This window comes from Blastococcus sp. PRF04-17 (genome assembly GCF_023016265.1).
GTDB lineage: Bacteria > Actinomycetota > Actinomycetes > Mycobacteriales > Geodermatophilaceae > Blastococcus_B.
The window spans coordinates 1,518,996-1,545,064 of sequence record NZ_CP095412.1 but is presented as its reverse complement, the minus strand read 5'-3'; the positions used below and the strand labels follow the sequence as shown (position 1 = coordinate 1,545,064).

General features: G+C 67.7%; 17 protein-coding genes and 1 pseudogene. 13 read left to right on the top strand and 5 right to left on the bottom strand.

All coding sequences use genetic code 11. The features are described from left to right. The 8 genes from MVA48_RS07785 (at window position 1) to MVA48_RS07750 (ending at window position 9,918) form a co-directional block, all read left to right on the top strand. On the top strand, window positions 1–783 hold the full coding sequence (locus MVA48_RS07785; protein ID WP_246987546.1) for a hypothetical protein: 783 nt from the start codon (window positions 1–3) through the stop codon (window positions 781–783). Then, window positions 780–2,309: a CpaF family protein gene (locus tag MVA48_RS07780; RefSeq protein ID WP_246987544.1), complete on the top strand. Its 1,530-nt coding sequence runs from the start codon at window positions 780–782 to the stop codon at window positions 2,307–2,309. The genes MVA48_RS07785 and MVA48_RS07780 overlap by 4 nt, the downstream gene beginning before the upstream one ends. Continuing rightward, a complete protein-coding gene (locus MVA48_RS07775; protein WP_246987542.1) occupies window positions 2,306–3,172 on the top strand; it encodes a type II secretion system F family protein in 867 nt (288 codons plus the stop codon). The genes MVA48_RS07780 and MVA48_RS07775 overlap by 4 nt, the downstream gene beginning before the upstream one ends. Next, complete coding sequence (locus MVA48_RS07770) at window positions 3,169–4,068, top strand: type II secretion system F family protein (protein ID WP_246987540.1); 900 nt, start codon at window positions 3,169–3,171, stop codon at window positions 4,066–4,068. The genes MVA48_RS07775 and MVA48_RS07770 overlap by 4 nt, the downstream gene beginning before the upstream one ends. A 26-nt stretch (window positions 4,069–4,094) precedes the next feature. After that, on the top strand, window positions 4,095–4,331 hold the full coding sequence (locus MVA48_RS07765) for a hypothetical protein (protein ID WP_246987538.1): 237 nt from the start codon (window positions 4,095–4,097) through the stop codon (window positions 4,329–4,331). 880 nt (window positions 4,332–5,211) lie between these two features. Continuing rightward, on the top strand, window positions 5,212–5,637 hold the full coding sequence (locus MVA48_RS07760) for a hypothetical protein (RefSeq protein WP_246987537.1): 426 nt from the start codon (window positions 5,212–5,214) through the stop codon (window positions 5,635–5,637). Then, window positions 5,634–9,005, top strand: coding sequence for a LysM peptidoglycan-binding domain-containing protein (locus tag MVA48_RS07755; protein WP_246987534.1), 3,372 nt, complete (start codon window positions 5,634–5,636; stop codon window positions 9,003–9,005). The genes MVA48_RS07760 and MVA48_RS07755 overlap by 4 nt, the downstream gene beginning before the upstream one ends. 340 nt (window positions 9,006–9,345) lie before the next feature. Beyond that, window positions 9,346–9,918 (top strand): hypothetical protein, encoded by a 573-nt coding sequence (locus tag MVA48_RS07750; RefSeq protein WP_246987532.1) that lies wholly within the window; start codon window positions 9,346–9,348, stop codon window positions 9,916–9,918. On the opposite strand, the pseudogene MVA48_RS07745 reads toward MVA48_RS07750, so the two are convergent. Both MVA48_RS07745 and MVA48_RS07740 read right to left on the bottom strand, forming a co-directional pair. Continuing rightward, window positions 9,884–11,208: pseudogene (locus MVA48_RS07745) on the bottom strand (ISL3-like element ISPfr2 family transposase). The gene MVA48_RS07750 and the pseudogene MVA48_RS07745 overlap by 35 nt on opposite strands. 632 nt (window positions 11,209–11,840) lie before the next feature. Beyond that, a complete protein-coding gene (locus MVA48_RS07740; protein WP_211730893.1) occupies window positions 11,841–12,152 on the bottom strand; it encodes a putative quinol monooxygenase in 312 nt (103 codons plus the stop codon). A 66-nt stretch (window positions 12,153–12,218) separates the two neighbouring features. Here MVA48_RS07740 and MVA48_RS07735 point away from each other — a divergent pair, with 66 nt between their 5' ends. Further along, window positions 12,219–13,202 (top strand): GlxA family transcriptional regulator, encoded by a 984-nt coding sequence (locus tag MVA48_RS07735; protein WP_441300207.1) that lies wholly within the window; start codon window positions 12,219–12,221, stop codon window positions 13,200–13,202. A 341-nt stretch (window positions 13,203–13,543) separates the two neighbouring features. Here MVA48_RS07735 and MVA48_RS07730 read toward each other — a convergent pair whose 3' ends face one another. Next, window positions 13,544–15,028, bottom strand: coding sequence for an argonaute/piwi family protein (locus tag MVA48_RS07730; protein ID WP_246987530.1), 1,485 nt, complete (start codon window positions 15,026–15,028; stop codon window positions 13,544–13,546). Next, window positions 15,022–16,905 carry an SIR2 family protein gene (locus MVA48_RS07725; protein WP_246987528.1) on the bottom strand — a complete coding sequence of 628 codons (1,884 nt, stop codon included), beginning with the start codon at window positions 16,903–16,905 and terminating at the stop codon, window positions 15,022–15,024. Before MVA48_RS07725 ends, MVA48_RS07730 begins: the two co-directional genes overlap by 7 nt. Window positions 16,906–17,079: 174 nt before the next feature. On the opposite strand from MVA48_RS07725, the gene MVA48_RS07720 reads away from it, so the two are divergent. Beyond that, window positions 17,080–21,993, top strand: a complete 4,914-nt coding sequence (locus MVA48_RS07720) for a DEAD/DEAH box helicase (protein ID WP_246987526.1) — start codon at window positions 17,080–17,082, stop codon at window positions 21,991–21,993. A gap of 671 nt (window positions 21,994–22,664) precedes the next feature. On the opposite strand, the gene MVA48_RS07715 is transcribed toward MVA48_RS07720, so the two are convergent. After that, on the bottom strand, window positions 22,665–22,829 hold the full coding sequence (locus MVA48_RS07715; RefSeq protein ID WP_246987524.1) for a hypothetical protein: 165 nt from the start codon (window positions 22,827–22,829) through the stop codon (window positions 22,665–22,667). Window positions 22,830–23,014: 185 nt separating this feature from the next. On the opposite strand from MVA48_RS07715, the gene MVA48_RS07710 reads away from it, so the two are divergent. The 3 genes from MVA48_RS07710 to MVA48_RS07700 are packed head-to-tail and all read left to right on the top strand — an operon-like array spanning window position 23,015 to window position 26,068. Next, complete coding sequence (locus MVA48_RS07710) at window positions 23,015–23,788, top strand: enoyl-CoA hydratase-related protein (protein WP_246987522.1); 774 nt, start codon at window positions 23,015–23,017, stop codon at window positions 23,786–23,788. Next, on the top strand, window positions 23,785–24,957 hold the full coding sequence (locus MVA48_RS07705) for an acyl-CoA dehydrogenase family protein (RefSeq protein WP_246987520.1): 1,173 nt from the start codon (window positions 23,785–23,787) through the stop codon (window positions 24,955–24,957). The genes MVA48_RS07710 and MVA48_RS07705 overlap by 4 nt, the downstream gene beginning before the upstream one ends. Continuing rightward, window positions 24,950–26,068, top strand: coding sequence for an acyl-CoA dehydrogenase family protein (locus MVA48_RS07700; RefSeq protein WP_246987518.1), 1,119 nt, complete (start codon window positions 24,950–24,952; stop codon window positions 26,066–26,068). The genes MVA48_RS07705 and MVA48_RS07700 overlap by 8 nt, the downstream gene beginning before the upstream one ends. Window position 26,069 lies beyond the last annotated feature (1 nt).

Sequence of the window (26,069 nt, the reverse complement as noted above, 5' to 3'; positions counted from 1 at the left end):
ATGCTCACCGTCGTGGCCTCGGGCAAGGCGGCGCCCGGAGTGACCACCTCGACCTGGGCGTTGGCCCTGGCGTGGCGCGGGCCATTGCTGGTCGCCGACTGCGACCCGACCGGCGGGGACATGGCGCCGGGGCTGCTGGCTGGCCGGATCAGCGCCGACCGGGGACTGCTGTCGTGGTCGACGGCAGCCCGGCGGGGAATCCCGGCGATGGAGGCCGCCACCATGGTCGCCGAGCACGCGGTACAGCTGCCCGAGCAGCCGCAGGTGTGGCTGATGCCGGGCTTCACGACCGCCGCGCAGGGCACCTCCTTCACCGCCGAGGCATGGGAGCGGCTGGCGTCGGCTCTGCGCACGTCGAATGCGTCGGTCGGGCGGGACGCGTTGGTCGACGCCGGACGACTGGTGGCCGATCGGGGCTGTTGGCCGGTTCTGCGGGCCGCCGACCGGGTACTGCTGGCGGTGCGGCCAAGCGTGCGGTCGGTGCACGCGGCGCAGGACGCGAGACTGCGACTGCGCCACGAGCTCGGTGACCTGGCGAAGGTGACCGCACTCGTGGTCGGGGACGGGCCGTACTCCGCCGGCGAAGTGGCCAAGGCGCTGGAGCTACCGCTGGCCGGCACGTTGCCCTACGACCGGACCGCAGCGCAGGCGCTCTCCGACGGCGCGAGCGTCAGTCCGAAGACGCTGCAACGGTCGGCGCTGCTGCGCGCGGCGTCGTCCCTGGCCAAGACGCTGACCAATTCGACGGAGGCGTCCCGTGTCGCCGAGGCGGTGGCCGGATGAGGAACGAGGACACCGCCTCTCCGCGGCTGGAAGTGCCTGCCGCCGCCGATTTGTCGCGGCCCGCCCGCGAGCGTCCGCCGCTGCCGCCGCCAGAGCCGCTGGCTGCGGTGGACGCGCCTGTCGACGCGACGCCAGCCGATACCAGGGAGCTCACCAGCACCGAGTACCGCGTCGTGGTGGAGCTGCGCGACCGGGTATCGACCCGGTTGACCGCGGAGGACAGGAACTACGCCCCGGGCCCGCGGCGCGAGCTGACCCGGAAGTTGATCCGCGACGAGTACGACCAGTGGCTGCTGCACGAGGCCAACCGCGGCCGTTCGGCGCCGGCGGTGACCACCGAGGACAGAATCTTCGCGGCCGTGCTAGCCGAGCTGGACGGGCTGGGGCGACTGGCTCCGCTGATGGCCCGGGATGACGTGGAGGACATCCACTTCGAGGGCTGCGAGCCGACGATGCTGCGGATGGCCAGCGGCCAACTGGTGCCCGGGCCGGCGATCGCCTCCAGCGACGAGGAGCTCGAGCAGCTGCTGCGGTCGATCGGTTCAAGGTCGGACGACGGTCAGACCAGCCGCGAGTTCTCCTCGGCCAGTCCCATCCTGAACGTGCGGCTGAAGGGCGTGACCGAGCTGGGCGCCCGGCTGCAGGCGGCTATGGACGTGCTGCCGCGCCCGGCCGGGGTGATCCGAGTGCACCGGTTCAGTGATCCGAGCCTGGACGACCTGCACGCGATGAACATGGTCGACTCGCCGGTGCGCGCCTTCCTGCATGCCGCGATCCTCACCGGCGCATCTCCGCTGGTCAGCGGCGCGCCGGGAGTTGGCAAGACAACGCTGCTGCGCGCGCTGGGCAACGCGATTCCGTGGAACAACGTGGTCATCACCGTGGAGGACGAGCGGGAGCTGGGTCTGCACCTTCCTCGGTGGGATCCCGACCGCCGGCAGCTGGTCCGGCGGCACGCGGTGTGCCGACCGTTCGAGTCCCGGCTGCCCAACGCCGAAGGCCGAGGCGGGTTCGACATGGGGGATGCGCTGCACCTGGCGCTGCGCGCGTCCCCGACCTGGGTGCTGGTGGGGGAGGTCCGCGGCGCCTACGTCACCTATCTGCTGGAGGCCGCGACCAGCGGCATCTCGTCGGTCATGTGCACGATCCATTCGCCGTCAGCCGCCGGCGTGTTCGACAAGGTGCTCATCAACGCGCTGAGGGCGCATCCGGCCCCGTCCCCGGAGCTGGTCCTGCGCTCGCTGGCCGCCCTGGATCTGGTCGTGCACGTGAATCGCGACCGGGACTACGCCCGGTACGTCTCGGGCATCTATGAACTCGGCCCGATCGGCGACTCCGGTCGGCCGGACCTCAAGCCGATCTTCGCGCCGCGCGCCCAGGACGGGCGCGCCCAGGCCACCGGGCCGGGGATGCTCAGCGAGTCACTGGCCGAACGGCTCACCGCGGTCGGCTTCGACCTGAACTGGCTGCACCCGGGCGCCTCCGACTGGCACACCGGTCCCCGCCGCCGCGAGCGTGCGTCGTGACCGCCGGTGGGCTGCTACTGACCCTGGCCGGGCTGCTGCTCTCGGCCGGCCTGGTCGGCGTCGTCGGGGCGGTGCGCGGCGTCTCCTTCCTGCCGAAGCGCTCGCCGTCGGTGCGCTCGTCCTCGCGGCGAGGAGCCACTCCACTGATCCTCGGTGCGTTGGCCGCCGGCGTGCTCGTCTTGCTGGTCACCGGCTGGCCGGCCGCGGCGCTGGGCGCTGCCGGCGGCGTCGTGTTCATCCCGAAGGTGCTCGGCGGCGGCAAGGCGGCCAAGCGACTGATCGCCACGTCCGAGGCGCTGGCGGACTGGACGCGGCGGCTGGCCGACCTCATCAGCTCAGGGGCTGCCGGGTCGACGCGCGATGCGCTGCGTCGCTCCCTGAGCTCGGTGCCGGAGCCGATCGCCCCGGCGGTCACCAACCTGGTGACCAGGATGGGGCCACAGGGCACCGAGACGGCGCTGCGCCAGTTCGCCCGCGAGATCGACGACCCGGCCGCCGAGAAGATCGCCATGGTGCTCATCCTGCGGGAGCGCAACGGCGGGCCGGGGCTCGCCGAAGTGCTCACCGCACTGGCCGCCGACCTCGACGACCGCTCCCGCATGGTCCGTGAGGTGGAGGCCGAACGCGCCAAGCCGCGGTCGAACATGCGCACCATCGTCGTGGTGACCCTGGTGCTGGTGGTCGGGATGACGCTGTTCGCCCGGACCTTTATGTCGGGCTACTCGACGCCGTTCGGGCAGATCGCCCTGCTGGCAGTGGTGGCGATCTTCGCGACGTCGCTGCGGTGGATGCGCCGGTTGTCCGATCCGGTCAAGCCACCGCGGGTGCTCTTCGATCCCGACCCGGCTCCGGTGCACCGGTGACCGGGCTGCAGACGGCCACTCTCGCCGGGATGCTCATCGCGGGCGGCCTCGTCCTCGCGGTCCGTGCACTGCGTCCGGCGCCGCCGTCACTGGCGGCCGCACTGGAGCAGTTGGCGGCCGAGCCGACCGTCCGAACGGCGCCGGCGGTGACGACGTCCACCCGAGACCGGTGGGACTGGCTGCCGGTGCCGGTGGCGCGGGCGTTGGACGGGCATCTGGGCGTCTCGGACGCCGACCTGGCAATCATCGGCTGGACCCCCGCTCAGCTCGCGGCCCGCAAGCTGACCCTGGCGCTCGCCGGCTTGCTCGCTCCGTCGCTGTTCGGCCTGGTGTTCCTGCTGCTCGACGTTCCGGTGCCCTTCGTGCTGCCCGCCGCGGTCGGGCTGGGGATCGCCGTCGTCGGGTGGTTCCTGCCCTCGGCCGAGGCCCGTGAGGCGGCGGACAAGGCACGGGTGGAGTTCCGGAGCAACCTGGAGTCCTTCCTCACCCTGGTGGCCGGTGAACGTCGGGCGCGGGGCTCGGTGGAGCAGGCACTGGAGGAGGCCGCCGAAATCTCGGGCAGCATGCCATTCGTCCGCATGCGCCGGGCCATCCGCCGCGCAGCGCTGTCCGGCCGCAAACCGTGGGGGGAGCTGCGAGACCTCGGCGAGGAGCTACAGGTCGCCGAGCTGCGGAACCTTGCCGACATCGCGGCAGTGGCTGCCGACGGCGCCTCGGTCTACAACACCCTGCTGGCCAGCGCCCGCACGCTTCGGCACGCCGAGCTGTCCGACGCCCGTACCGAGGCCAACCAGGTCAGCGAGCGGATGTCGCGCCCGCTGGCGCTGCTGGTCACCGGACTGACCCTGTTCGTGCTCGTCCCCTTCATGCTCCGCATGTTCGGGATCTCGTCCTGACCGCACCGCCTACCGGGAGGTTTCCAATGTTCCAGCCCACCATCCGCCGCGGTGCGGAGGCCGTCGTGGCGCAGTGCGTCATCGCCCTGTCTGTCGTGTCCCTGTCGGTTCTGGCCTGGCTGCGCGCCGAACAGGTCGCTGACGACCGAGGCTCGGACTCCTCGGAGAAGGCGTTCATGGTCATCCTGGCCATCGCGCTGGGCGGCGCGGTCAGTGCCGCGGCCATCGCCTTCGTGGCCAGCAAGACGTCGCTGTTCCAGTAGAACCGGCGGCGGTTCCATGCTCGAGGCGCGTACTCCCAACCGTGCGGCATCCTCGCCGCGCGGTCCATCGCGCCGGGCTCCCCCCAACTGGTGGCGCAGGCGGGGCGGGAGCTGCTCAAGTGGGTTGCTGGATCGCTGTTTTGTCATCGTCTGTTTTTTGATAAACAACATCATCGTCATGCTGTAGGACGTGTTCATGCATGGCCGTGCATCAGGACTTCCATGCTGCTGCATCCCTGCAGAGGAGGCTGGGCTTCTGAGGGCTGAGGGCTGGGCTGCTGCCGCTGGGGCGCCCTGGACTTGGAACTCTGGTTCGACAAACTCGCGCAAACATCGCTCTGTGACAGCCAGTCAGGCTGCAAACCACAGGTCTCAGGTGCATTCTACTGCTGTAAACAGCCAGCAGTGCCATGGCTTCTTGCTACAGCTGCAAAATCAAGTGTGGCTCATTTGTGAAAAAAAAGAACACTTCTGCCGTTTGCTGGCACTGGCTTTTTGAACCTTGCATGAGACTCGATGACATCCATTTGACCCTTTGATGACTGGAAACTCGATGATGAAGACCATTCCACTGCATTCCAGACTCCATTCCATTCGATGACTTCCATGCTCGCTTGAACAAAACCCGTTCCAGCATTCCATCCATTTGATGCCTGGATGCGACTCGGGCCCTTCTGTTTCCATTCAAACTTTGCATTCCATTCAACACACCTTGCATTCGATGAACACTCGGCATGAGTCCAGCATCAACACTCCATGATTCCGCACTCGACTCTCCAGCATCAATCCATCCGTGTCCATTCGATCTGTCCATTCCATTCGGTTCCCGGACGTTGCACGACAGCGCCACCAGCCCGCTCGACCCAGCCCGGGATCTGTCGTGACACGCCACTCGAACGCCAGCGCCCGGCTCCGGGACGACCGCGGTTCGGTGGCCGTGCTGTTCTGCTTCATCGTGCTCATCACCAGCGTCCTGGTCACCGCACTCGTCGACGCCGGGACCGCGATCAAGGCCGCCAACCGCGCCGACACGTACTCGGCTGAGGCAGCTCGCGCGGCCAGCATCGCCATCGGCCCGGTTCCCACCGGCGGCAGCACCGACGCGCAGTTGGCGGCGACCGCGGCCCGCTCCTATCTCGACCAGGCCGGTGCGACCGGCACGGTCACCGTCACCGGCCCCGGCATCGTCGAGGTCAGCGTGACCGTCACCGACTCGACACCTCTGCTCGGCATCCCGGTCAGCCAGACCCGCGTGCACACCGCCCAGCTGCTGGTCGGGGTCACCAGCGGTGAGGGCCTGTCGTGACCGGCCACGCCGCCCGCCTGCTCAAGGCCACGGGTGCCCTCGTGGCGCTGCTCGCCGTCGTCGTCGGCGTACCGGTGCTGATGGCGGTGCTGCATCTAGTGCCGCACAGCCTGCCGTCGCTGGACGAGGTCGGCGCCGTCCTGACGTCCCGCGACAACGGACAGCTCGCTGGACTTGTTCTCGCGGCCGGCGTGTGGGTGTGCTGGGCACTGTTCACCGCCGCGACAGTGGCGGAGATCGTGGCGTTCGCCCGCGCACGGCCGGTTCCGGCCCTCCCCGGGCTGGGAATCTTCCAGCGGCCAGCAGCCGCCCTGGTCACCGCCGTGGCGGTCGGCTTCACCGTCGCTCCACTGGCGGGCGGCGCCCCCGCATCCACCGCAACGGCGCCGCCGCTGCCGGTTGCGGCCACCTCCACTGCAGTCCCGGGCTCGGTGCAGTACGCCAGCGTGCTCGTCACAGGGCAGACACCGGTCGCGTACTCGATGCCGGACGAGCACGCGCCTCCGGCCGCGACCACGACCTACCAGGTGCAGCGCCGGGACACCCTGTGGGCGCTGGCCGAGCGGCATCTCGGGGACCCGCTGCGGTATCCGGAGATCGCCAAGCTCAACCCGACCGCGGTCGGTCCGGACAACGAAATCTTCCCGGGCACGGTGCTGGTCCTGCCGCCCGACGCGGTCAGCCTGCCGCCGACGGGCCCAGCCCCGAACACCGCGATGACTGTCGAGGACGTCACGGTGGAACCCGGCGACACCCTGTGGGACCTCACCGAGGAGATCACCGGCAGCGGTCACAACTGGCGACAAGCCTGGGAGTTCAACCGGGGACGCAGCCAGCCCGGAGGTGCCACCTTCACCGACCCGTCGCTGATCCGACCGGGCTGGACGCTGAGCATTCCCGACCCGACCAGTCCCGCGACGCCTGCGCCCAGCGCACCGGCGCCTCCTGCAGCCGAGCCGGCACCGCCCACGACCGAGCCGGCACCGCCCTCAGCGCCAGCCCCGAGCAGCGCCCCTCCAGCTGACCCCACCACGCCAGGCACCAATGCACCGCCTCCGGCTGGGCCCGGTCCGGCCACCAACGCCCCGAACTCGCCTCCCACGGCTGCACCGAACAGCGCCGAGCCGTCGCCCGCGAGGCGCGACGAGACCTCGACGGATAGCACCTCGGAGCTGCCGCTGATCGCCTTCGCCGCCGGCGGCGGCCTGCTGCTGGCCGGAGCCTCACTGACCGCGCTGCTGCGCTACCGTCGCAGGCAGTTCCGGCAGCGACGTCCCGGCCGCACGATCGGCAGCACTCCACCGGAGCTGTTCCACGTCGAACGAGCACTGCAGGAGGTCGGCAGCGTAGGCAGTGCCGACGTCACCTGGCTGGACCATGCGCTGCGCGCCCTGGTGCAGGCACTGGCGAAGGTCGACGGCGCTCGTCTGCCCGACGTGGTGGCGGCCTGCATGACCGACGACGTCCTGACCCTGGTACTCACCGAGCCGGCCTCGGAGGCCCCGGAGCCGTGGACGGTGAACCCGGCCGGCACCCGCTGGTCAATCCGGCGCGATGACCCGCTGACCTATGACGAGCACCAGCGGGCGTACTTCTTCGCACCGTTCCCCATGCTCACATCGGTGGGCTACACCGCCGAGGGCGAGCACTGGCTGCTCGACCTGGAACGGGTCGCGACCCTGTCCCTGTCCGGGGACGCCGAACGCTGCCTGAACCTGGCCCGATTCCTCGCTGCCGAGTTGGCGCACAACACCTGGTCGGAGATGCTGCAGGTGACCCTGGTCGGCTTCGGCAAGGAGCTGGCCCAGGTCAACCCCGACCGGCTGACCTACACGGACAACGTCGAGAAGGCGATCGCTGCGCTCGACGGCCGGCTCGAGTCGGTCACCGAGGCCATGCATATCGCCGACGTCGACGTGCTGTCGGGCCGGTTGCGCGACGTGGCCGGCGACGCGTGGGCGCCGTACGTGCTGCTCATCGCCCCGGACGTCGCCAAGGACAGCGCCGGGCTGGAACGGCTGATGATCGCCATGGAGCAGCAGCGCGCCCGCAGCGCCGCCGCGTTGGTGCTCATCGACGACCAAGACCACGCGGAGGCCGCCCGCTGGCAGCTGACTGTCGACGAGACCGGCATGCTCAGGATCCCCGCCCTGGGAGTCGAGCTGATCGCGCAGCAGATCCCGGCCGACGAGGCCGCGCAGCTGGCCCAGGTGCTCGCGCTGGCTGCCGTCACCGACGACCGCCCGGTCCCACCCTCTCGCGGCGATGCATCCTGGGACGAGCACGCCGATGCCTGCGGCGGCCTCCGAGTCGACCCGTCCCACGCCGGCCAGCGGCAGCCGCCTGCGCCAGCCGAGGCGGACGACGTGCCGGTGGTCCACCAGGCAGGCGCCGCGGCCTGGATGACCAACTCGGTGCTACCGCTGTCCGCGCAGACCTACCTGGACCACGCCGCGACCACCGAGCAGGACCTGCAGGCACTGGCTCCGGCCACCGACGAGCACATCCGCGACCAGGTCGAGGCCGCCGACCCTGCCCTGGACGCCGACCTAGCCGACTGGGCCGACCCGTCCTGCCCACGGCCGAAGTTGACCCTGCTCGGCCCGGTCAAAGTACGGGCGCAGGGCACGCTGCCCGAGCGCAACCCGCGGCGGCAGTTCTACACCGAGATCGTCGCCTACCTGGCCACCCGGCCCGGCGGTGTGACCAGCGAGCGATACGCCACGGCAATCTGGCCCAACGAGCCCGATGTCGTCGGCAAGACCAAGGTGCGGCAGTCGATCTCGATCGTGCGCGCCTGGCTGGGCACCAACCCGGCGACCGGTGCGGACTACCTCCCGTCCGGGGTCACGGCCGGCGGGGTCGGCCGCTACCGCATCGACGACGTCCTCATCGACGCCGAGCTGTTCCGTCGACTGCGAGTCCGCGGGCTGGCCCGCGGTGTCGACGGGATAGCCGACCTGCAGGCCGCTCTCGACTTGGTGAACGGGCGGCCGTTCGAACTGCCCCCGTCTCGGCAGGGTGCGCCCGGCGGCTACAGCTGGCTGGTCGAGGAGAACTCCCGGCTGGACCACGAGTACGCCGCCATGATCGTCGACGTCGCGCACACCGTCGCGACGCACCACCTCGCCGCCGGCGATCCCGAGCTCGCCGCAGCCGCCGCTCACGTGGCACTGAAAGCCGGCAGCTACGAGGACGTGCCGCTGCTCGACCTGGTCGCCGCCTGCGACGCGCAGGACAACCGGGCTGAGGCGGACGCCTACGTCGCCCGAATCCTGGCCAACCACGACGCTGAGGTCGAGGAAGACCTGCCACCCAGAACCGCCGAGATCCTCTTCCGCCGACAGTGGATTAACAGGGCCGGCTGACCAACGACGGAGGCGGTCGGAGGTACGGACCGCTACGGAAGGACCGACGAACCTGCAACACTTCCAGTAGCCGTCCGAACGGCGGTAGGACGATCAGTCCCCCCTGCCCGCCGGGGACGGCCCGAGCCGGCCCAGCGCGGCAGTGCCAGTTGCAGTGTCGCCACCCGTGGCTTCAGACGAGTGTCCCGCATAGCCTCCCATCACCGGGCATTCTCTCGGGCGGTTCTTACGGGACACCGAGTCCGATGCATCCGATCTGATCTGCGGCGTTCCCGGTAAGGGTTCGTCTTGCGGGGCAACTCCGACCCTTGGTGTCGGAGCCGTCGGTCACGATGGCCACGTGAAGGACGAAGAGTTCATCGCCCGGGTGCGCAGGCACAAACCGAGCGCTCTGATGCCGTTGATCGCGCAGTTCGCATCGACGCGCATGCAGCCTGCCGATTGGATGAAGGAGGGCCAGCGCGGCCTCGGCTCGCCTTGGGCTCTCGCGGAGATCGCCCGGGTCAGCCTTGCCTACGGCAACGAGCACCGAAAAGACGCCATCTTCGCTGACCTGGTCGCGTGCAACGAGGCCTACAACGAACTCGACGACCCCGAGGTGGTCGAGGGCTACAACGGACCCGTGGCCGGGTTCTTCCTGCGGCTGTGCGAGCAGCTCGAGTATCAACTGCCGGTCCGTCACGAGCTGACTCGCGCCATCGCGCTGTTTAAGCACACGGAGCCAAAGCGCGACTTGCGCGTGGTCCGCGATGGTTGGGATACCGAGCTCCTGGGAGCTGATCTAGTCACGTTCATCGCAGCTGGTCAAATGCTGCACATCGCAGCGAAGCCAAACGAAGGCCGATTCAACCCCGAATGGCTCAACCAGCCAAACTGGCTCATCCCAATCGGGGGTGTAGGAGTTGGGGTCTGAAGCCGCCGGTCTCGAGCAGGCTTCGGGCGATGTAGTTGGTCAGGTTGCGGAACCCGAGTGCGGAGCCGCGCAGGTGTTCGAGCCGTCCGTTGAGCGCCTCGGTCGGCCCGTTGCTGGTGCCGGGTCGTTCGAAGTAGGCGAGCACGTCAGCGGCTCGCTTCTTCAGGGTCCGGCCCAGGGTGGTGAGCTCGGTGAGCACCTTGGGGACGCCGGCGCTGAGGTCGGTGATCAGCTTCTCCATGAGCTCGCGGCCACGTTGCCGGTCCTCGTGGCGATAGGCGGCGATCATGCGCTGGTAGACACCCCAGGTCGCCTCGACCTCGACGTGAGCGTCATCAACGAACAGCGCGCGTAGCCTATCGCTCTGCTTGTCGGTGAGCAGGTCCGCGCCGGTGTGCAGCGTGCGCCGCGACTTGTAGAGCGGGTCGTCCCTGAACCCACGGTGCCCGTGGATCGCGAGTTGGACCCGGCGCCGGCACCTGTCGAGGGCGTCACCGGCCAGGCGCACGACGTGGAAGGGATCCATCACCGTGACCGCGTCCGGGATCTCCTCTGCAGCGGCGGTCTTGAACCCGGTGAAGCCGTCCATCGCGGCCACCTCGACCGCGTCACGGAAGGCGTCGTCGCGGTCGGCGAGCCAGGTCTTGAACGCCGCCTTCGACCGGCCCTCGACCATGTCCAGCAGCCTTGCTGGGCGGCGCCATCGCGGACCGGGGTGAGGTCGATGATCACGGTGACGTACTTGTCGCCACGCCTGGTGTGGCGCCAGACGTGCTCATCGACGCCAATGACCTTCACGCCCTCAAACCGCGTGGGGTCGTTGATCAGCAGCCGCTTGCCTTCAGCCAGGACCGCGTTGTTGGCGGTGTCCCACGCGACCCCGAGTCCCTCGGCGACACGGGCGACGGTGAGGTGTGCGACCACGATCCCTTCCAGCGCCCACCGCAGCCCGGTGCGCGAGAGCTTCGCGCGTGGCTCCGCCGCGGCGCTGGTGTCTTGGCGCCACACGTGTCCGCAGTCGGCACAGCGGTAGCGGCGCACTACAACTTCCAGCACGGTCGGTCGCCAGCCCAGCGGCTCGTGGGCCAACCGCCGGATCACGGTGTCACGAGCAGCGCCTTCGCTGCCGCACCGTCGGCACCACTGATCTGGTTCCACCACGCGGCACGCGAGGACCGCACGATCCGGTTCAAGTCGTTGTCCGGTCACGCTCAGACCGAGGCCGTCGAGTCGAGCGAAGGCGGTCAGGTCAGGGCGGCCGAAGCCGGCCGGCGGGGTAGCGTCGGACACGTCGAGGTCTTTCGGATGGATGGCGTAGGAACCTCCGTCGTCGGGAGACCTCGACGTCTATCTGCGGACCGACGCGCCCGGCCGACCTACACCGTCATCTGAGAAGACCCCTGAAACGTCTTCGACGACGACGGGACCGGCGAGGAGGAGGGCGCGGTGAGCTAAAGGAATGGAGCTTGCTCGGCTTCGACGCCGCCGCAAGCTCCGGTGAAACGGTCGGTACTGGTCGGTCGTCGTCGGTCACCACCGGATGGCGGCGTCCCCCACGCTCGGCGTTTGCGCAGGTCAGCGGCTCGTTCGCCCAGTGGGCGCATCAAGCGATAGACGCAAAGCCGACGTGATTAGGTCGTCGGTTCGATTCCGACAGGCGGCTCCGGCGAACAGCCCCTGACCTGCGCAAACGCAGGGCAGGGGCGGTTCGGTTCTGGTGGTCGCGCGATGCGCTGGCCTCACGGCTCTGCCCGACACCGACGTCGCTCTCCTCTGCGACGGACCCCTCGCCGGCTGAGCGCTCGCGGCCGGCATCCTGTCCGTGTGCCGATAGGCCTCGCACCGCTCGGCAACGCAGCGTGGCGTTGCGTCGCGACCTGGCGACGGCTCGGCGGGGCGCGATCGTCTCGTGCGTTGGCGGACTACGGGAGCTTGGACGCGAGGACGTCGGCCGCCAGGATCTCGGGTGCTGCGCCGAGGAGGTGCTGGTTGGCCATCAGGGCTGCGACGATGGCGCCGTTGGCGTGGGCTTCGCGAGCGGCCTCGTCGGGGAATGCATCGAAGATCCAGAAGGTGTCGGCGTGGGTCCTGACCGCGAACCAGACAATCGTTCCTACTTCTTCGTTGGCGAGCGCGACAGCGCCGGCGAGCAGATCGGCGAGCGCGTCGTGCTGTCCATCGGCCGCGACGATCTTGGCGACGAAGGCATACGGAAGTGATGCGGGTGTGGACATGAGGGGTTCTCCTAGGTGTCGAGGTTTCTTGGTGAAGCGAGTTCAGCGTATGACGAGCAAGGGCATGTGAGAAGTGGCGTATACGGCAGTATTGCTATTGTTCGCGCCATGCGTATCGGACTGATCGCGATCGACGGCTGCTTCGGTTCGGCGGTCGCGTCGGTCATCGACATCGTGCGGGTGGCCGACGGAGCCCGCGGCGATGTCGACCCGCGGATCGACCCGATCGAACTCGCCATCCTCGGACCGAAACGGCGAGTGACCACGACGGCATCGATGACCCTGTCGGTGGACCACCCGCTGTCGGAGTCCGCAGAGTTCGACGTGGTCGTCGTCCCTGCGCTTGGAACCCTCACGGCCGCCGCTACCAACGACGCCCTCCAGAGCCGAGATGCTCGTTCGGTCATCGCCTCGCTCGGGCGCCTCGACGACGCGACCACCCGGATCGCCGCAGCGTGCACCGGCGTGTTCGCTGTCGCCGAGACCGGACGGATGCATCATCGGCGGGCGACGACCAGCTGGTTCCTGGGGCCGGAGTTCCTGAAGCGCTATCCGACCGTCGCCCTCGATCTCGACACCATGGTCGTGGTCGACGGGAACCTCGTCACCGCCGGCGCCGCCTTCGCCCACATCGACCTCGCGCTCTCACTCGTGCGATCGATCAGCCCCGACCTGGCCCAACATGTCGCCAAGCTCCTCATCATCGACGAGCGCCCGTCGCAGGCGGCCTTCGTCGCCTACGAACATCTCCGGCACGAGGACCCGATCGTCGTCGAGTTCGAACGCTTCGTGCGCGCCCGCCTGGACGAACCGTTCAACGTCGCCTTCGTCGCGCAGTCGCTCGGCACCAGCCGGCGCACCCTCGAACGACGAGTCCGTGCGGCGCTCAACCTCACTCCGCTCGGCTTCGTCCAACGGCTTCGCATCGAACGAGCTCGGCACCTCTCAGCAACCACGGACCTCACCTCCGCCGAGATCGCGCTACGGGTCGGCTACGCGAACGCCGAGACTCTGCGCTCCCTCCTGCGCAGGGAGCGACGCCGTTCCTGACCTATCGCCATGCCTGTAGCCGGTGTCCTAGCGCTCGACTGGAACCACCTCTCAGCACGTCGCGTCGACGCCCCTGCGTCGCCCCTGGACGACCCACTCGACACGCCCGCAGCACAGGCCATGTGACGTGCCCCGGCTTCCCGGACGGTCGGGGTCGGGTGGCTGTGATGTCGCTGCGTTCTCGTCGAGGGGGTCAGCAGACTCGATCAGGGTCGATTGGGATGAGACGCGAAGGCGGTCAGGTCAGGGCGGCCGAAGCCGGCCGGCGGGGTAGCGTCGGACACGTCGAGGTCTTTCGGATGGATGGCGTAGGAACCTCCATCGTCGGGAGACCTCGACGTCTATCTGCGGACCGACGCGCCCGGCCGACCTACACCCTCATCTGGGAAGAGCCGGTAAACGTTGTCGTCAAGCCTCGGAACGTTGGATATAACCTCGGCCAGCTTCTGAGCGTAGCCTAAGGTTACGGGCAGAGAGTTGTACGGGCTGTCATTGTTCCAATCCAGCTTTGTCAGAGCCAGAATGTCCGCGGCGAGAAGGTTCAGATCGCCATCGCCGGTGTAGCGAGTGAAGGCGATCGGGCGCGGGAGGCTCTTTCCATCGGGACTGTAAAATTGCCCGTCGTTGCCGATCCGCGATGGCCCTCGGGTCCAGAGCAGGCCACTGCTTTCGTCGAATTGTTGCAGTGTGCCTCGCTGGATAGCCCTTGTGGCCGCCTTCGGTCCCGTTTCGGCGTTTCCTCGGCCGGTGAGCTCGACTCCGCGCCAGCGTGACGACTGCAGGGTGATGCACTCCACGGTGTGCGCGGCACCCCACGCGTCGAAGACCCCTTCGACCTCTTCTTCGCGCCACGGGGTTGCCTTGTGGATGACGAAGCGGCGTGGCATGGCGCCACCGTGCCGATGTCGATAAAGGTCAGCTGTGCGACTCATCACGACCCGCATCTCTTCGCGAGTTAGGTGCGGGTTCCTGCGGGTGCGGTCTCCCGGCCCGAGGTTGTAGGCGACGAATTCCAGACCTCCGCCTTGCGCGTCGAACACTTGGGAGCAGCACGTGACGAACTCATTGCGGGTGCCGCCTCGGATGGCGTAGTGTAGGCCGACGTAAGCGGTCGTGGTGCTGGTCGTAGGGTTAATCCGCCAGGGGATGCCGCCGGCCTTCGCGAAGAACGCAAGCGAGAGGCGCCACGCGGTGGAACACCACTGAGTTGTGGCGAGCGCAGAATTCTCCCAGAGGAACTGGACAGGGATCCCTAACGGAGCGACTGCCGCCTTGATGGAATCATGAAGGTCGAATTGGCCGTCCAACGACTTGCGCAAGTGTTCCCATCGTGACGGCAAGAGAATGGCGACGACGTCCCACTTGTCACGTCGGTCTCGCAAAGCATAGATGGCTGCGACGAGGGCTTGGACGATACGTGAGTGTGGGTCGGAAGTGCCCTCTTCTGCGGTATCAGGCGCCAGGCCGAGGTGGCAGTGCGGGTCTGTGACCCCTTGCAGCCGAACCCGAAAGGCGGTCTCGAAGCCAGGGAAGTCAGGGACGTACCGGATTCGGTCAGTTGCCCGAGCGCCCTGATGGAGCCGGCCGAGGAAGTCGAACAGCTTCTGCTGTTGATCAGCGGCGGCGATGGTGGCGACTCGGATGGTGTCTCCCATGGGAAACGGCGCGTAGGGCCCGTGCTGCAGCAAGCCGGCGAGCGGGTTCACGTGTTGACCGCGTTGCTGATCCTGCGAGCTGCCGAAAACAAGAGGCTTGTCGCTGATGCGGTCGAACGCAGCCAACGCGGAAGATGTCGGTTGCGCCGGCGTCATCTGCGCGGTCACCACGTCGGCCGACTGTAGGCATTGGTGCGTCCGAGAAGGACCCGGGCCGTCGGCACCCCTCCCGGAGTCGCTGCCGGGACAGTGAGCAAAGTCGGGTCCTCGGGCGCCAACAACGTGGTCCAAGCTCGAAGCATGTCTGCCCACTTCTCATTGAAGCGACGCTCCGCCCACCGTTGGACCCGCCACGAGTCCGCAGGATCCGCGTCCCTGCTTGGCAGCGCGTCCGACTCGACCTCGCCTGGGAGGGGTTGAATCCAGGTGCTAGGAGTAAACAGGACCCAATGGCGACCCGCGCGACGGTCTAACGACAGATGCACCTCTTCCGCCCATCGTCGATTCCTGTTTGGAGCAACTTGCCCGTACTTTGCCGGCAGGTAGCCCGTCAGTGGGCCGTCATAGACGAGACGAAGTCGAGTGCGAGCGTCGGCCTGCCCGGCTGCCTCCTCAGCGGCCGGATCGGTGACGATCAGCTCCGGATTGCCGTCCTTCCCCGTTCTCATCCGTAGCGGCATTGACTGCTGCAGCGCATGAGCAACCACTTGGAGAAGAACGAGTTGGTGGTGTGCTGGGGCGTCATCGGCCAGCAGATCGATCTGGGACGTCGTCGCCGGTCCGGGATGGGGCAATGAGTTGAGCCTGGCAGCGTCTCCGAGTAGACGGAGCGCCGCTTCGGGCTCACCCAGGCAGAGCACTTCGCCGGGCCCGTTGACCACCACCGGCCAGTCTGCGCGAGGCGTCATCGCGTTGCGCACCATGCGCCGGCGCCAGCCCGCTGGAACCGCGATCCGGGTCACCTCGACGCTGGCCTCAGCGACAGGCAGGGCGTTGAAGCGCAGCACTGGCCAGTCTCGTGAGTGCCGGGGTAAGGCAGCCGGCGTTGTCCGCGGCTTCGGATGGAGACCATCGAAGTAGTTGCGCATCGGTTCATCGACGACGACCTGTCGCGCCAGGGCCGACATGGTCTCGTCGAAGCTGGCAGCCGACACGAGATTAGCGGCCACACCCTGGCGTGCCGCGAGAGTCAGCAGGCCGCGTACCGAGTCGGGGATCGGGCTGTTCGGTCGGATCAGCCACCAGATGCCGTAGGGCCAAGCCCCGGGGCGGCGGACGGTCTGCTCAAGCATCTGCATCACCGAGCGATCTCGGCCGCTGTAGCCGCTGACTGCCAGCCCGAATTGACGGCTGACGTCGGCGACGAACTGACGGAGCGCCACGTCCTGCTGTTGAAGTTCGGACTCGGTGTTCATCAGCCGCTTCTCGCGGAAGTCTCCGTGGAGTTTCACGATGAGGGGCCACTGGCGTTCCTGGATGGCGACGGCCGCTCTGGCGGTGGAGTCGAGCCCGGCAACGTGTAGCTCCCGTTGCAAGGGCAGGCGTAGGTCCGTGCCGGCCCGTTGCGCCTCGTGCACGCCCCGCTCGATGAGCCGATCGAAGTTCGTCGTGATCGCAAGATCGCATGCGCCGGAGATGACCAAGCCGCCAAAGACTCGCTGTCCGAAGCCGGGCCTAACGTCCTCGATGAGGTCTTGCAGGAGGGCCTTGCGCGCGCTTGGGTCGGGCAGGCAGAGATCGAACGCCGCCGAGTAGTCGCTGTCACTGCCCAACGGCGGCATGCCGTTGCTGCCGTCGAAGTAGGCATGGATCCGCTCGACCTGGGCGGGGTCGGTCTGATCGAGGTTCTGGCGGACGAGGTTGTGCTTGGCCGCGTAGCGGTCGAAGAGGAGCCGATCGCGGATAGAGCTGGCGAGCGGTACCCCGGCGGAGGCGCTGACGCCAGCGCCAAGCAGCCAGCCGAACTTGGCTCGTTGAAGCGCCCAGATCGTCGTGAACTCAGTCAGGGAGTGGATCCGCACTCCGGCGGCAGCGATGTCTGTGGTCACGCCTTCTTCGTCCGCCGTCGCCAACCGTGCTCCGTTCGATCGGGTACTGCGAACAGCTTACGAACGGTCCGTGACAGATCGCGGCGACGCGCAGGCCCATGACGGTGGGTGCTGGTCGCCGCTGGCTTGCACTGGTGCGGCGCACGTTGACCGACTCGGCTACAGAGCACTGCCGTGTCCGCCAGGGAGAGGTGGTCATCGACCGTAGGCCGACGTCGGTCGACGAGGGCCCAGTCGATCTCGCGCGCTACGCCGGGCCGACTCGTCCGGACGGGGCAACCCTCTCCAGACGCACCATCGGGCAAGATGCGAACCGTGACGGGGACCATCCACGCTGTTCTGGACCGGCTTCGCAGCGAAGCGCTGGACGAGCGGGACAAGGGCAGCAAGTTCGAGCGGCTGATCAGGGCGTACCTGACCTCCGACCCCGAGTGGAAGTCGCGGTTCTCCGACGTCTGGCTGTGGTCGGACTGGCCCGAGCGCGCCGGCCGGCCGGACACCGGCATCGACCTGGTCGCGGCGAATGCCGACGACGGTGGGCTCACCGCCATCCAGTGCAAGTTCTACGCACCGGGTCGCACGGTCGCCAAGGCAGACATCGACTCATTCATCAGCGCCTCCGCGCATGCCCGCTTCACCCGGCGCATCGTGTTCGACACCGCCGCTGCGTGGTCGACCAATGCCGAGGAGACGCTGGCCGGGGGAGTGGCCCAGCGCATTGACATCGGGTACCTCGCCGACGCGGCCATCGACTGGGACCAGTTCTCCTGGACGACGCCGGAGATCGTCGTCCCGACGGGCAAGAAGGCGCTGCGCCCACACCAGCAGAAGGCGCTGGATGACGTCCGCGCCGGGCTCGCCGAGCACGACCGGGGCCAGCTGGTGATGGCCTGCGGCACCGGGAAGACGTTCACCAGCCTGCGGATCGCCGAGGACCTGGTCGGCGCGGGCGGCACCGTGCTGTTCCTGGTGCCGAGCATCCAGCTGCTGAGCCAGAGCCTGCGGGAGTGGATGGCCAACGCCGAGGTGGACATCGCGCCGTACGCGGTCTGCTCCGACGTCCGGGTCGGACGGCGCACGCCGTCCGACGACGCCGCCCAGCTCCCGATCGACCTGACCGAACCGGCGTCGACCGACCCGCAGACCCTGCTGACCCGTTTCGAGAAAGGCGAGCAGGCCCCCGGGCGCATGCGCGTGGTCTTCTCCACCTACCAGTCGATCGACGTGGTGCTCCAGGCCCAGGAGCGGGGCCTGCCGAGCTTCGACCTGGTCGTCTGCGACGAGGCGCACCGCACCACCGGCGTCACTCTGGCCGCGGGGGACGAGTCGACGTTCGTCCGGGTGCACGACGCCGACGCCCTGAAGGCGGCCAAGCGGCTCTACATGACCGCGACCCCGCGGGTGTTCGGAGAGGAGGTCAAGCGCAAGGCGACCGATGTCGACGCGGTGCTGGCCGACATGGGCGACGCCGAGGTCTTTGGCCCCGAGCTGCACAGGCTCGGCTTCGGGCAGGCGGTCGAGGCCGACCTGCTCACCGACTACAAGGTGCTGGTTCTGGCGGTCGACGAGAAGTACGTCGCGGAGAACTTCCAGCAGGCCATGGCCAACTCCGGAGAGATCCCGCTCGACCAGGCGGCGAAGCTGATCGGCTGCTGGAACGGTCTGGCGAAGAACTTCGGACCGGCGGCGACCATCGGCGATGGTGCGGTCGTCGACCGGACACCGATGCGGACGGCGGTGGCCTTCGCCCAGCACATCAAAGCGTCCAAGGCGGCGGCTGCGGCGTTCCCCGACCTCGCCGACCGGGCGCAGATCGACGCGCCCGAGGACCGGCCGCGACTCCGCATTCAAGCGGCGCACGTCGACGGCACGATGGGGGTGCACGAGCGCAACACCCACCTGTCCTGGCTGAAGGAGACCCCGCAGGACGGCGTGTGTCGGGTGCTCACCAATGCCCGGTGCCTGTCCGAAGGCGTCGACGTGCCGGCGCTGGACGCCGTCCTGTTCCTCACTCCGCGTGGCTCGCAGGTGGACGTCGTGCAATCCGTCGGCCGGGTGATGCGCAAGGCGCCCGGCAAGGAGCTCGGCTACATCGTGCTGCCGGTGGTGGTGCCCAGCGGCATCGCCCCGGAGGAGGCGCTGCGGGACAACGAGCGCTACAAGGTCGTCTGGCAGGTGCTGCAGGCGCTGCGCAGCCACGACGACCGGTTCCACGCGATGGTCAACCAGATCGAGCTGAACAAGCGCAAGCCCGACACCATCGAGATCGTCACCGTCACCGGCCCCACGGGCGGCGACGGCGTGACCGTGCCCGACCCGGACCAGCCCACGCGGAAGACCACCGAGCAGCTGCTCATGGAGTTCCCGGCCGACGAGTTCCGCGACGCGATGTACGCGCGGATCGTCGCCAAGGTCGGCGAACGCCGTTACTGGGAGACCTGGGCGAAGGACATCGCCGACATCGCCGCCGCGCACGTCACACGTATCAAGGGGCTGCTCGCTATGCCCGGACCGGCGGCCGACGAGTTCGAGCACTTCGTCGGGGGCCTGCGCGGCAACCTGAACGACTCGATCACGGACGACGCCGCGATCGACATGCTGGCCCAGCACCTCATCACCCGGCCGGTGTTCGAGGCGCTGTTCGCCCACTCGAGCTTCCTGGCTGGCAACCCGGTCGCGCGGACGATGGAGAACATGCTCGCGGTGCTCGATGCGCACGCTGTGGGCGCCGAGAACGAGACGCTCGAGGGCTTCTACGACACCGTGCGCAAGCGGGTGGCCGGGGTGGACAACGCGGCCGGCAAGCAGCGGGTGCTGGTCGAGCTGTACGACAAATTCTTCGCCAACGCGTTCCCGAAGACGGTGGCGAAGCTCGGCATCGTCTACACGCCGGTGGAGATCGTGGACTTCATCCTGCGCTCGGCCGACGAGGTGCTGCGCACGGAGTTCGGCCAAGGGCTGACCGACGAAGGCGTGCACGTCCTCGACCCGTTCACCGGCACCGGCACCTTCCTGGTGCGGCTGTTGCAGAGCGGGCTGATCGAGCCCCAGGACCTGGCTCGCAAGTACGCGAACGAGCTGCACGCCAACGAAATCCTGCTGCTTGCCTACTACATCGCGGCGGCCAACATCGAAACGACCTACGAGGACCTGGAGGGGACACCGACCCCGTTCCCCGGCCTCGTGCTCACCGACAGCTTCCAGTCGTGGGAGGACGCAGACCAGCAGGACATCGACGTCATCCCGGAGAACAACGAGCGGTTGGAGCGGCAGAAGCGGCTGCCGATCCAGGTCATCGTCGGGAACCCGCCCTACTCGGCGGGGCAGGACAGCGCCAACGACGACAACGCCAACGAAAAGTACCCGACCCTGGACGCCGCGATCCGGGACTCCTACGCGGCACGGTCGACAGCGACCAACAAGAACTCGCTCTACGACTCCTACATCCGGGCGATCAAGTGGGCAACCCTACGCATCAAGGAGCGTGGGATCGTCGCGTTCGTGACCAACGGGGGATTCCTCGATTCGAACACGGCCGACGGCATGCGGCAGACCCTCGCTGAGGAATTCTCTGCGATTCACGTGTTTAACCTGCGCGGAAACCAGCGGACGGCGGGTGAGCAGTCGCGCCGTGAAGGTGGCAAGGTTTTCGGCGGTGGTAGTCGGGCCACGGTGGCGATCACTCTGCTGGTCAAGAAGTCTGACGCGGCGGGACCGGCGACGATCCACTACACCGATGTCGGCGACTATCTGACCCGTGAGCAGAAGCTTGCTCGTGTCGCCGAAGCACGTAGCCTTGGCGACTTGGCGTCAGCCGCCATCACCCCCAACCAGCACGGAGACTGGCTGCATCAGCGCGCCGAGGACTTCGGCGCCTTCATGCCCATCGAGAACATCTTTGCAATTCAGTCCGGCGGTCTCAAGACGAACCGGGATGCCTGGGTCTACAACTTTGGCAGGGAGGCTGTTGAGACATCAGTCCGCAAACTCTTAGCTAACTACAACGACGGGCTGGTCTCGGGCAGCCGAACCATTGATTCGACCATGATCGCGTGGAGCGGCAGCCTGGAGGCGGCTCATGCCCGCGGGCAGCAACTCCGCTTCAGCAGTCAGGCGAGTGTGAACGCCATCTATCGACCGTTCACCAAGGTGGTGTGCTACCGCGACGACGCTCTTATCGAACGCCGATACCGTATTCCGAACCTCTTTCCCGATCGGCACGCTACGAATGTCGGCGTGTACCAGGTGGGGTCTGGATCCGCCGTCCCCTTCTCTGTTCTTGCGCTGGATGTAGTTCCCGACCTACATGTCACGGGAGCAGGCTCGGGCGGTCAATTCTTCGCGCGGTGGCGGTACGAGAAGGTCGACGAGTTCGGAATGTTCGACGTCCACGGTGATGGTGAGGTGGTCGGCGGCTACCGGCGCATTGACAACATCACCGACGAGGCTCTGGCGGCGTTTACCGCGGCCTACCCGGGGGAGCCGATCAGCAAGGATGACATCTTCGACTACGTCTACGGCCTGCTGCACTCGCCGGAGTACCGCGAGCGCTACGCCGCGGATCTGAAGAAGATGCTTCCGCGCATCCTGTTCGCCGAGGATTTCCGCGCTTTCGCCGACGCAGGTAAGCAGTTGACCGTACTGCACCTGGGCTACGAGACCGTCAAGCTTTACCCGCTGGACGGGCTCGACGCCTCCGGTCCTGGTGGCGACGCGGACTACGGGTTCTTCGCCGTCCGGGACAAGAAGATGGCCTTCGGCAAGCCGAGTGCGGAGCAGAGGGCCGCGGGTCTGCGACACGACCGGTCGGTGATCCAGTACAACGACCGGATCACCCTGCGCGGCGTCCCAGAGGAGGCATACCAGTACACGTTGGGAAGCCGGTCGGCGATCGAGTGGATCATCGACCGATATTGGGTGAAGACCGACAAGGCGTCGGGCATCGTCAATGACCCCAACGACTGGTCCCGCGAAGTCGGCGAACCGCGCTACATCCTCGACCTGCTTGCCCGCATCGTCACAGTCTCCATGGAGACGATCAGGGTGGTGGACTCGCTGCCCCCGCTTGGGGTCCGCCGCGACGGGTGAACGACACGGGACGGCCAGGCCTCGCGATCACGGCGCGCCGGCCGCTCCTGATGGGAGGCTCAGGTCAGCCACGAGACGACACTCGGGGGTCCGTGCCGGGCGCCGCTCGTGGGGCTGGCGGCCCCGTTGATCGATGCCTACGGCTGCACGAGGTCGAGGTCGATCACGGCCGGGGCGTGCCTTATTCGTGCCTTAAGCAGCGGCCAAAGCCGGTGATCAGGGGTCAGCAGGGGTCAGCACCGTTAAGGCACGGGAGCGGCGCAAAGGCCGCGCTGAGCTGCGCAGACGGACATACGAGCCGGTCAGGGCTTGGAGCGGGTGACCGGGATCGAACCGGCATGGCCAGCTTGGAAGGCTGGCCCGCCCGGACGGTGTCTTCCCTGGTCAGGTCTCTGAGCGGGAGCTGTCGTGCCCTCCGGTTGCCTCGGGAGTCGCTCGTCGTCTCCGAGCACAGCAGATCGTCATCAACAGGAGGGACGGCTGCCGTCCCCTGACCGCAGCTCGAGGAGCTCGTCTACGACTCCGATGGGCAGTCGGCCGGCGAGGCGAGCGTCAGCAGGCGCTTGCCGCTGGCGCGGGGGTTGGGCCGTAGCCGGCGGCGGTCGGATGGCGAGAGGGCGGACGACCGGCTCTGGCTCCCCGCGTGCGGGGCTGCGCCCCGAGCCAGTTCCTCATAGGTCGCTGCCCCGTGGCTGCTGCTTCTGTGGCGGTGCCGTTCCCACGACGTCACCGATGACCAGGGTGGTGTCGTCGTCCGGCTGCCGGCAGTCGTCGTACCGGTCGCCACCGACCTGCACCGGCCTCGGCTGGTTGGTGACGCGCCACGATCCGAGCACGCTCGGGCTCGGGTGGGGCCGCGAGCATGCTGCGGCCTGTTAGTGGTCATTGACATACGCCCCGAATGTGTCCTACGCTACAGGCGAATCGCGGGGACCCTCGTTCATGTGTGGATGAGTCTCAATGGACGTCCGACGCCCCTCTCCGACATGCCCAGGCACTACACAGACAGGACGGTCAGGACGTGGCGCAGTTCGAGTTCATCGAATGGCAGGAGAACGGCACGACCGCGACGGTGTGGTTGAACCGCCCCCCGGCGAACGCGGTGAACCAGGCGATGTACGTCGAGATCAAAGAGTTCTTCGACAACGTCGACGTGCACGTGCCGGAGGCGCGGGTCGTGATTCTCGCCGGTCGGGGCAAGCACTTCTGTGGCGGCAACGACCTGGACGAGTTCAAGACGCTGGACCCGGAGAACTCGCCGGGCCGGATGAAAGAGGTGCGTGAGGCCTTCTTCTCCATCTACGACAGCACAAAGCCGGTCATTGCCGCAGTGCAGGGTGCCGCGGTCGGCACCGGGCTGGCCATCGCCGCCTCCTGTGATCTGGTGGTCGCCGCTGAGAGCGCCCGCTTCGCGCTGCCCGAGGTGAACGTCGGTGTGATGGGTGGTGCGAAGCACCTGTCGCGGATGGTGCCTCAGGGCATGGTCCGGCTGATGCACCTGAGTGGGGATCTGATTCCGGCGGCCAAGCTCCTGCCCTATGGCGGGATCGTGGATGTCGTACCCGACGAGAAGCTGTATGAGGCGGCGCAGTCCTTGGCCGAGTCGTTGGCGCGGCACAGCCCGGCGGCGTTGCGGTTCGCCAAGCAGAGCCTGAACGCTATCGAGTACATGGACTTGAAGAGCGGCTACGAGTTCGAGCAGTCCTTGACCGGTGAGCTGTCGGGCTACGAGGACTCCAAGGAGGCGCTCAACGCCCTTCTGGAGCGCCGCACGCCTGTCTACACGGGGCGGTGAAGGTCGTGTCGATGGTGGACCTGGCGGCCTATCGCGCCCAGGCGCAGCAATGGCTGGCTGCGGCCGAGGTTCCGCATGTGCCGTTGGACCTGGATGAGCGGTTCGCTGTGCTGCGCGAGTGGCAGCACACGCTGTTCGACGCTGGCTGGATCGGCGTCAGTTGGAGTCGGGAGGCCGGTGGGCAGGGTCTGACGTCGATGCATCAACTCGTGTTCGCGGAGGAGTTGGCACGTGCCCGGGCGCCGATGCCGATTGGCCTGATCGGGCTCGATGTGGTCGGCCCGTCCATCGACCGTCATGGTCAGCCGTGGCAGCGAGAGGAGTTGTTGCCGAAGCTGCTGTCCGGCGAGCACATCTGGTGTCAGGGGTTCTCCGAACCGAACGCAGGCTCCGACCTCGCCTCCCTGCGGACTCGGGCGGTGGTCGACGGCGACGACTTCGTGATCTCGGGACAGAAGGTGTGGACGAGCTGGGCGCACAAGTCACAGTGGTGCGCGTTGCTGGTCCGCACCGATCCGGACGTCCACAAGAACGCCGGCATCAGCTACGTCCTGGTGGACATGAGTTCACCGGGGATCACTCCGCGCCCTCTAGAGCAGATGACCGGCGACCGTGAGTTCTGCGAGGTGTTCTTCGACGAGGTGAGGGTGCCGCGCCGGAACCTGGTGGGCGAGTTGAACCAGGGCTGGTCGGTCGCCACCCACACGCTGGGCATCGAGCGTGCCGCCTACACCGTGCGCCGACGCGTCGACTACGAGGTCGCGTTCGAGGACGCCGTGGCTGCCCTGCGTGCCGGTGACCTGCCGGGGCCGGAGACCGCGCTCGGACGGCGTGTTCGCGTGGCGCTCGGACGGGCGCAGATCGCGTTGCGAGTCTTGGGAGCTCAGACCCGCCAGACCGTCAGGCGTTTGGACGCCGGCGAGGTTCCGACTCCCGAGGACTCGGTGGACAAGCTGCTCCTGAACGGCATCGAGCAAACCGTGTTCGGCTCGATCGCCGAGCTGCTGGGGCCGTCGCGGGCGCTGTCCGGATCGACGCCCCTCGGGCTTGAGGCCGACCGTTGGGTGCATGACCACCTCTACTCACGGTCAGCCTCGATCTACGGGGGCACTTCGCAGGTCCAGCGCAACATCATCTCCGAGCGACTTCTGGGACTTCCCCGTGGCTGACAACGACCTCATCGCTTCGCTTGCGGCAGCCGTCGATGACTTTCTGCGGTCCGCCTACGACGCCGAGACTCGCCGGCGTGTCCTTTCGTCGGCCGACGACCGTTCGAGCCTGGTTCCCGCTCTGGCTGAACTCGGCACGTTCGCCGTGGCCGTGGGGGAGGAGCATGGTGGGCTTGGGCTTCCGCTGTCGGCGTTGGCCCCTATCTTCATCCAGTACGGTCGTCACCTTCTCGCCGGTCCGATGCTGGAGAACTCGCTCTTGCCCGGCGCCGTGTACGACCACGTCTCCGAAGAGGGCCGCAAGCTCCTGTCGGACGCGGTAGAGAACGGGTCGGTGCTGGCGTGCCTCGATCCGGCCGTGACCGACCATTGGTCGGGACGACTCGGCTCGGTCACGAGCGTGGACGGCAGGCTGCACGGGAAGTTCGAGGCGGTTCGCTTCGGTGGTGAGGCGATGGCCATTCTTGTTGTCGCTGAGCGGGACGGCCGCCCTGAGCTCTACCTGATCGAGCCGACGGCGCCGGGGGTGCGGATCGAGGCTGTCGGCAGCGCCGACCCTGCTGTGAACTTCGGCCGGTTCACCCTCGATGGGGTCGAGGGGATTTCGGTGGGCGACGCGGCGACAGCGCCGGAGGTTCTGGCGCGAGTCCGGCGGTGGAGCCGGGTACTCATCGCTTGTGAGCTGAGTGGGATCGCCACCCGCTGCGTCGAGCTGGCCGTCGAGTACGCCCAACAGCGTGAGCAGTTTGGAAGGGTCATCGGCTCCTTCCAAGCGATCAAACACATGCTGGCGGACATGCACACCGATGCGGTCGCCCTGCACAACTTCTGTGAGGCAGTTGCCGGCGAGTTGGACCAACTCCCCGACTTCGAGGCGGACCTCAGCGCCGCGGCGTTGAAGGCTCACGCCGCAAGGGTCGCTGTCACGGTGTGCGAGGGCGCGATCCAGGTGCACGGGGGCATCGGCTTCACCGCGGAGGCCGACGTCCACTGGTACTACAAGCGAGCGCTGGCTTTGCGGGCGTGGTACGGCGACAGCGAGGAACTCGAGGAACAGGTCGGAGCGCTGGTGCTGGACGAATCGACGGCACGGACGGTCGAAAGGGTCTGAA

What these genes read in the sequence shown, in the direction of transcription:
- MVA48_RS07780 (WP_246987544.1), top strand. Translation starts at nt 780, where the DNA reads ATGAGGAACGAGGACACCGCCTCTCCGCGGCTGGAAGTGCCTGCCGCC.
- MVA48_RS07765 (WP_246987538.1), top strand. Translation starts at nt 4,095, where the DNA reads ATGTTCCAGCCCACCATCCGCCGCGGTGCGGAGGCCGTCGTGGCGCAG.
- MVA48_RS07740 (WP_211730893.1), bottom strand. Translation starts at nt 12,152, where the DNA reads ATGTCCACACCCGCATCACTTCCGTATGCCTTCGTCGCCAAGATCGTC.
- MVA48_RS07785 (WP_246987546.1), top strand. Translation starts at nt 1, where the DNA reads ATGCTCACCGTCGTGGCCTCGGGCAAGGCGGCGCCCGGAGTGACCACC.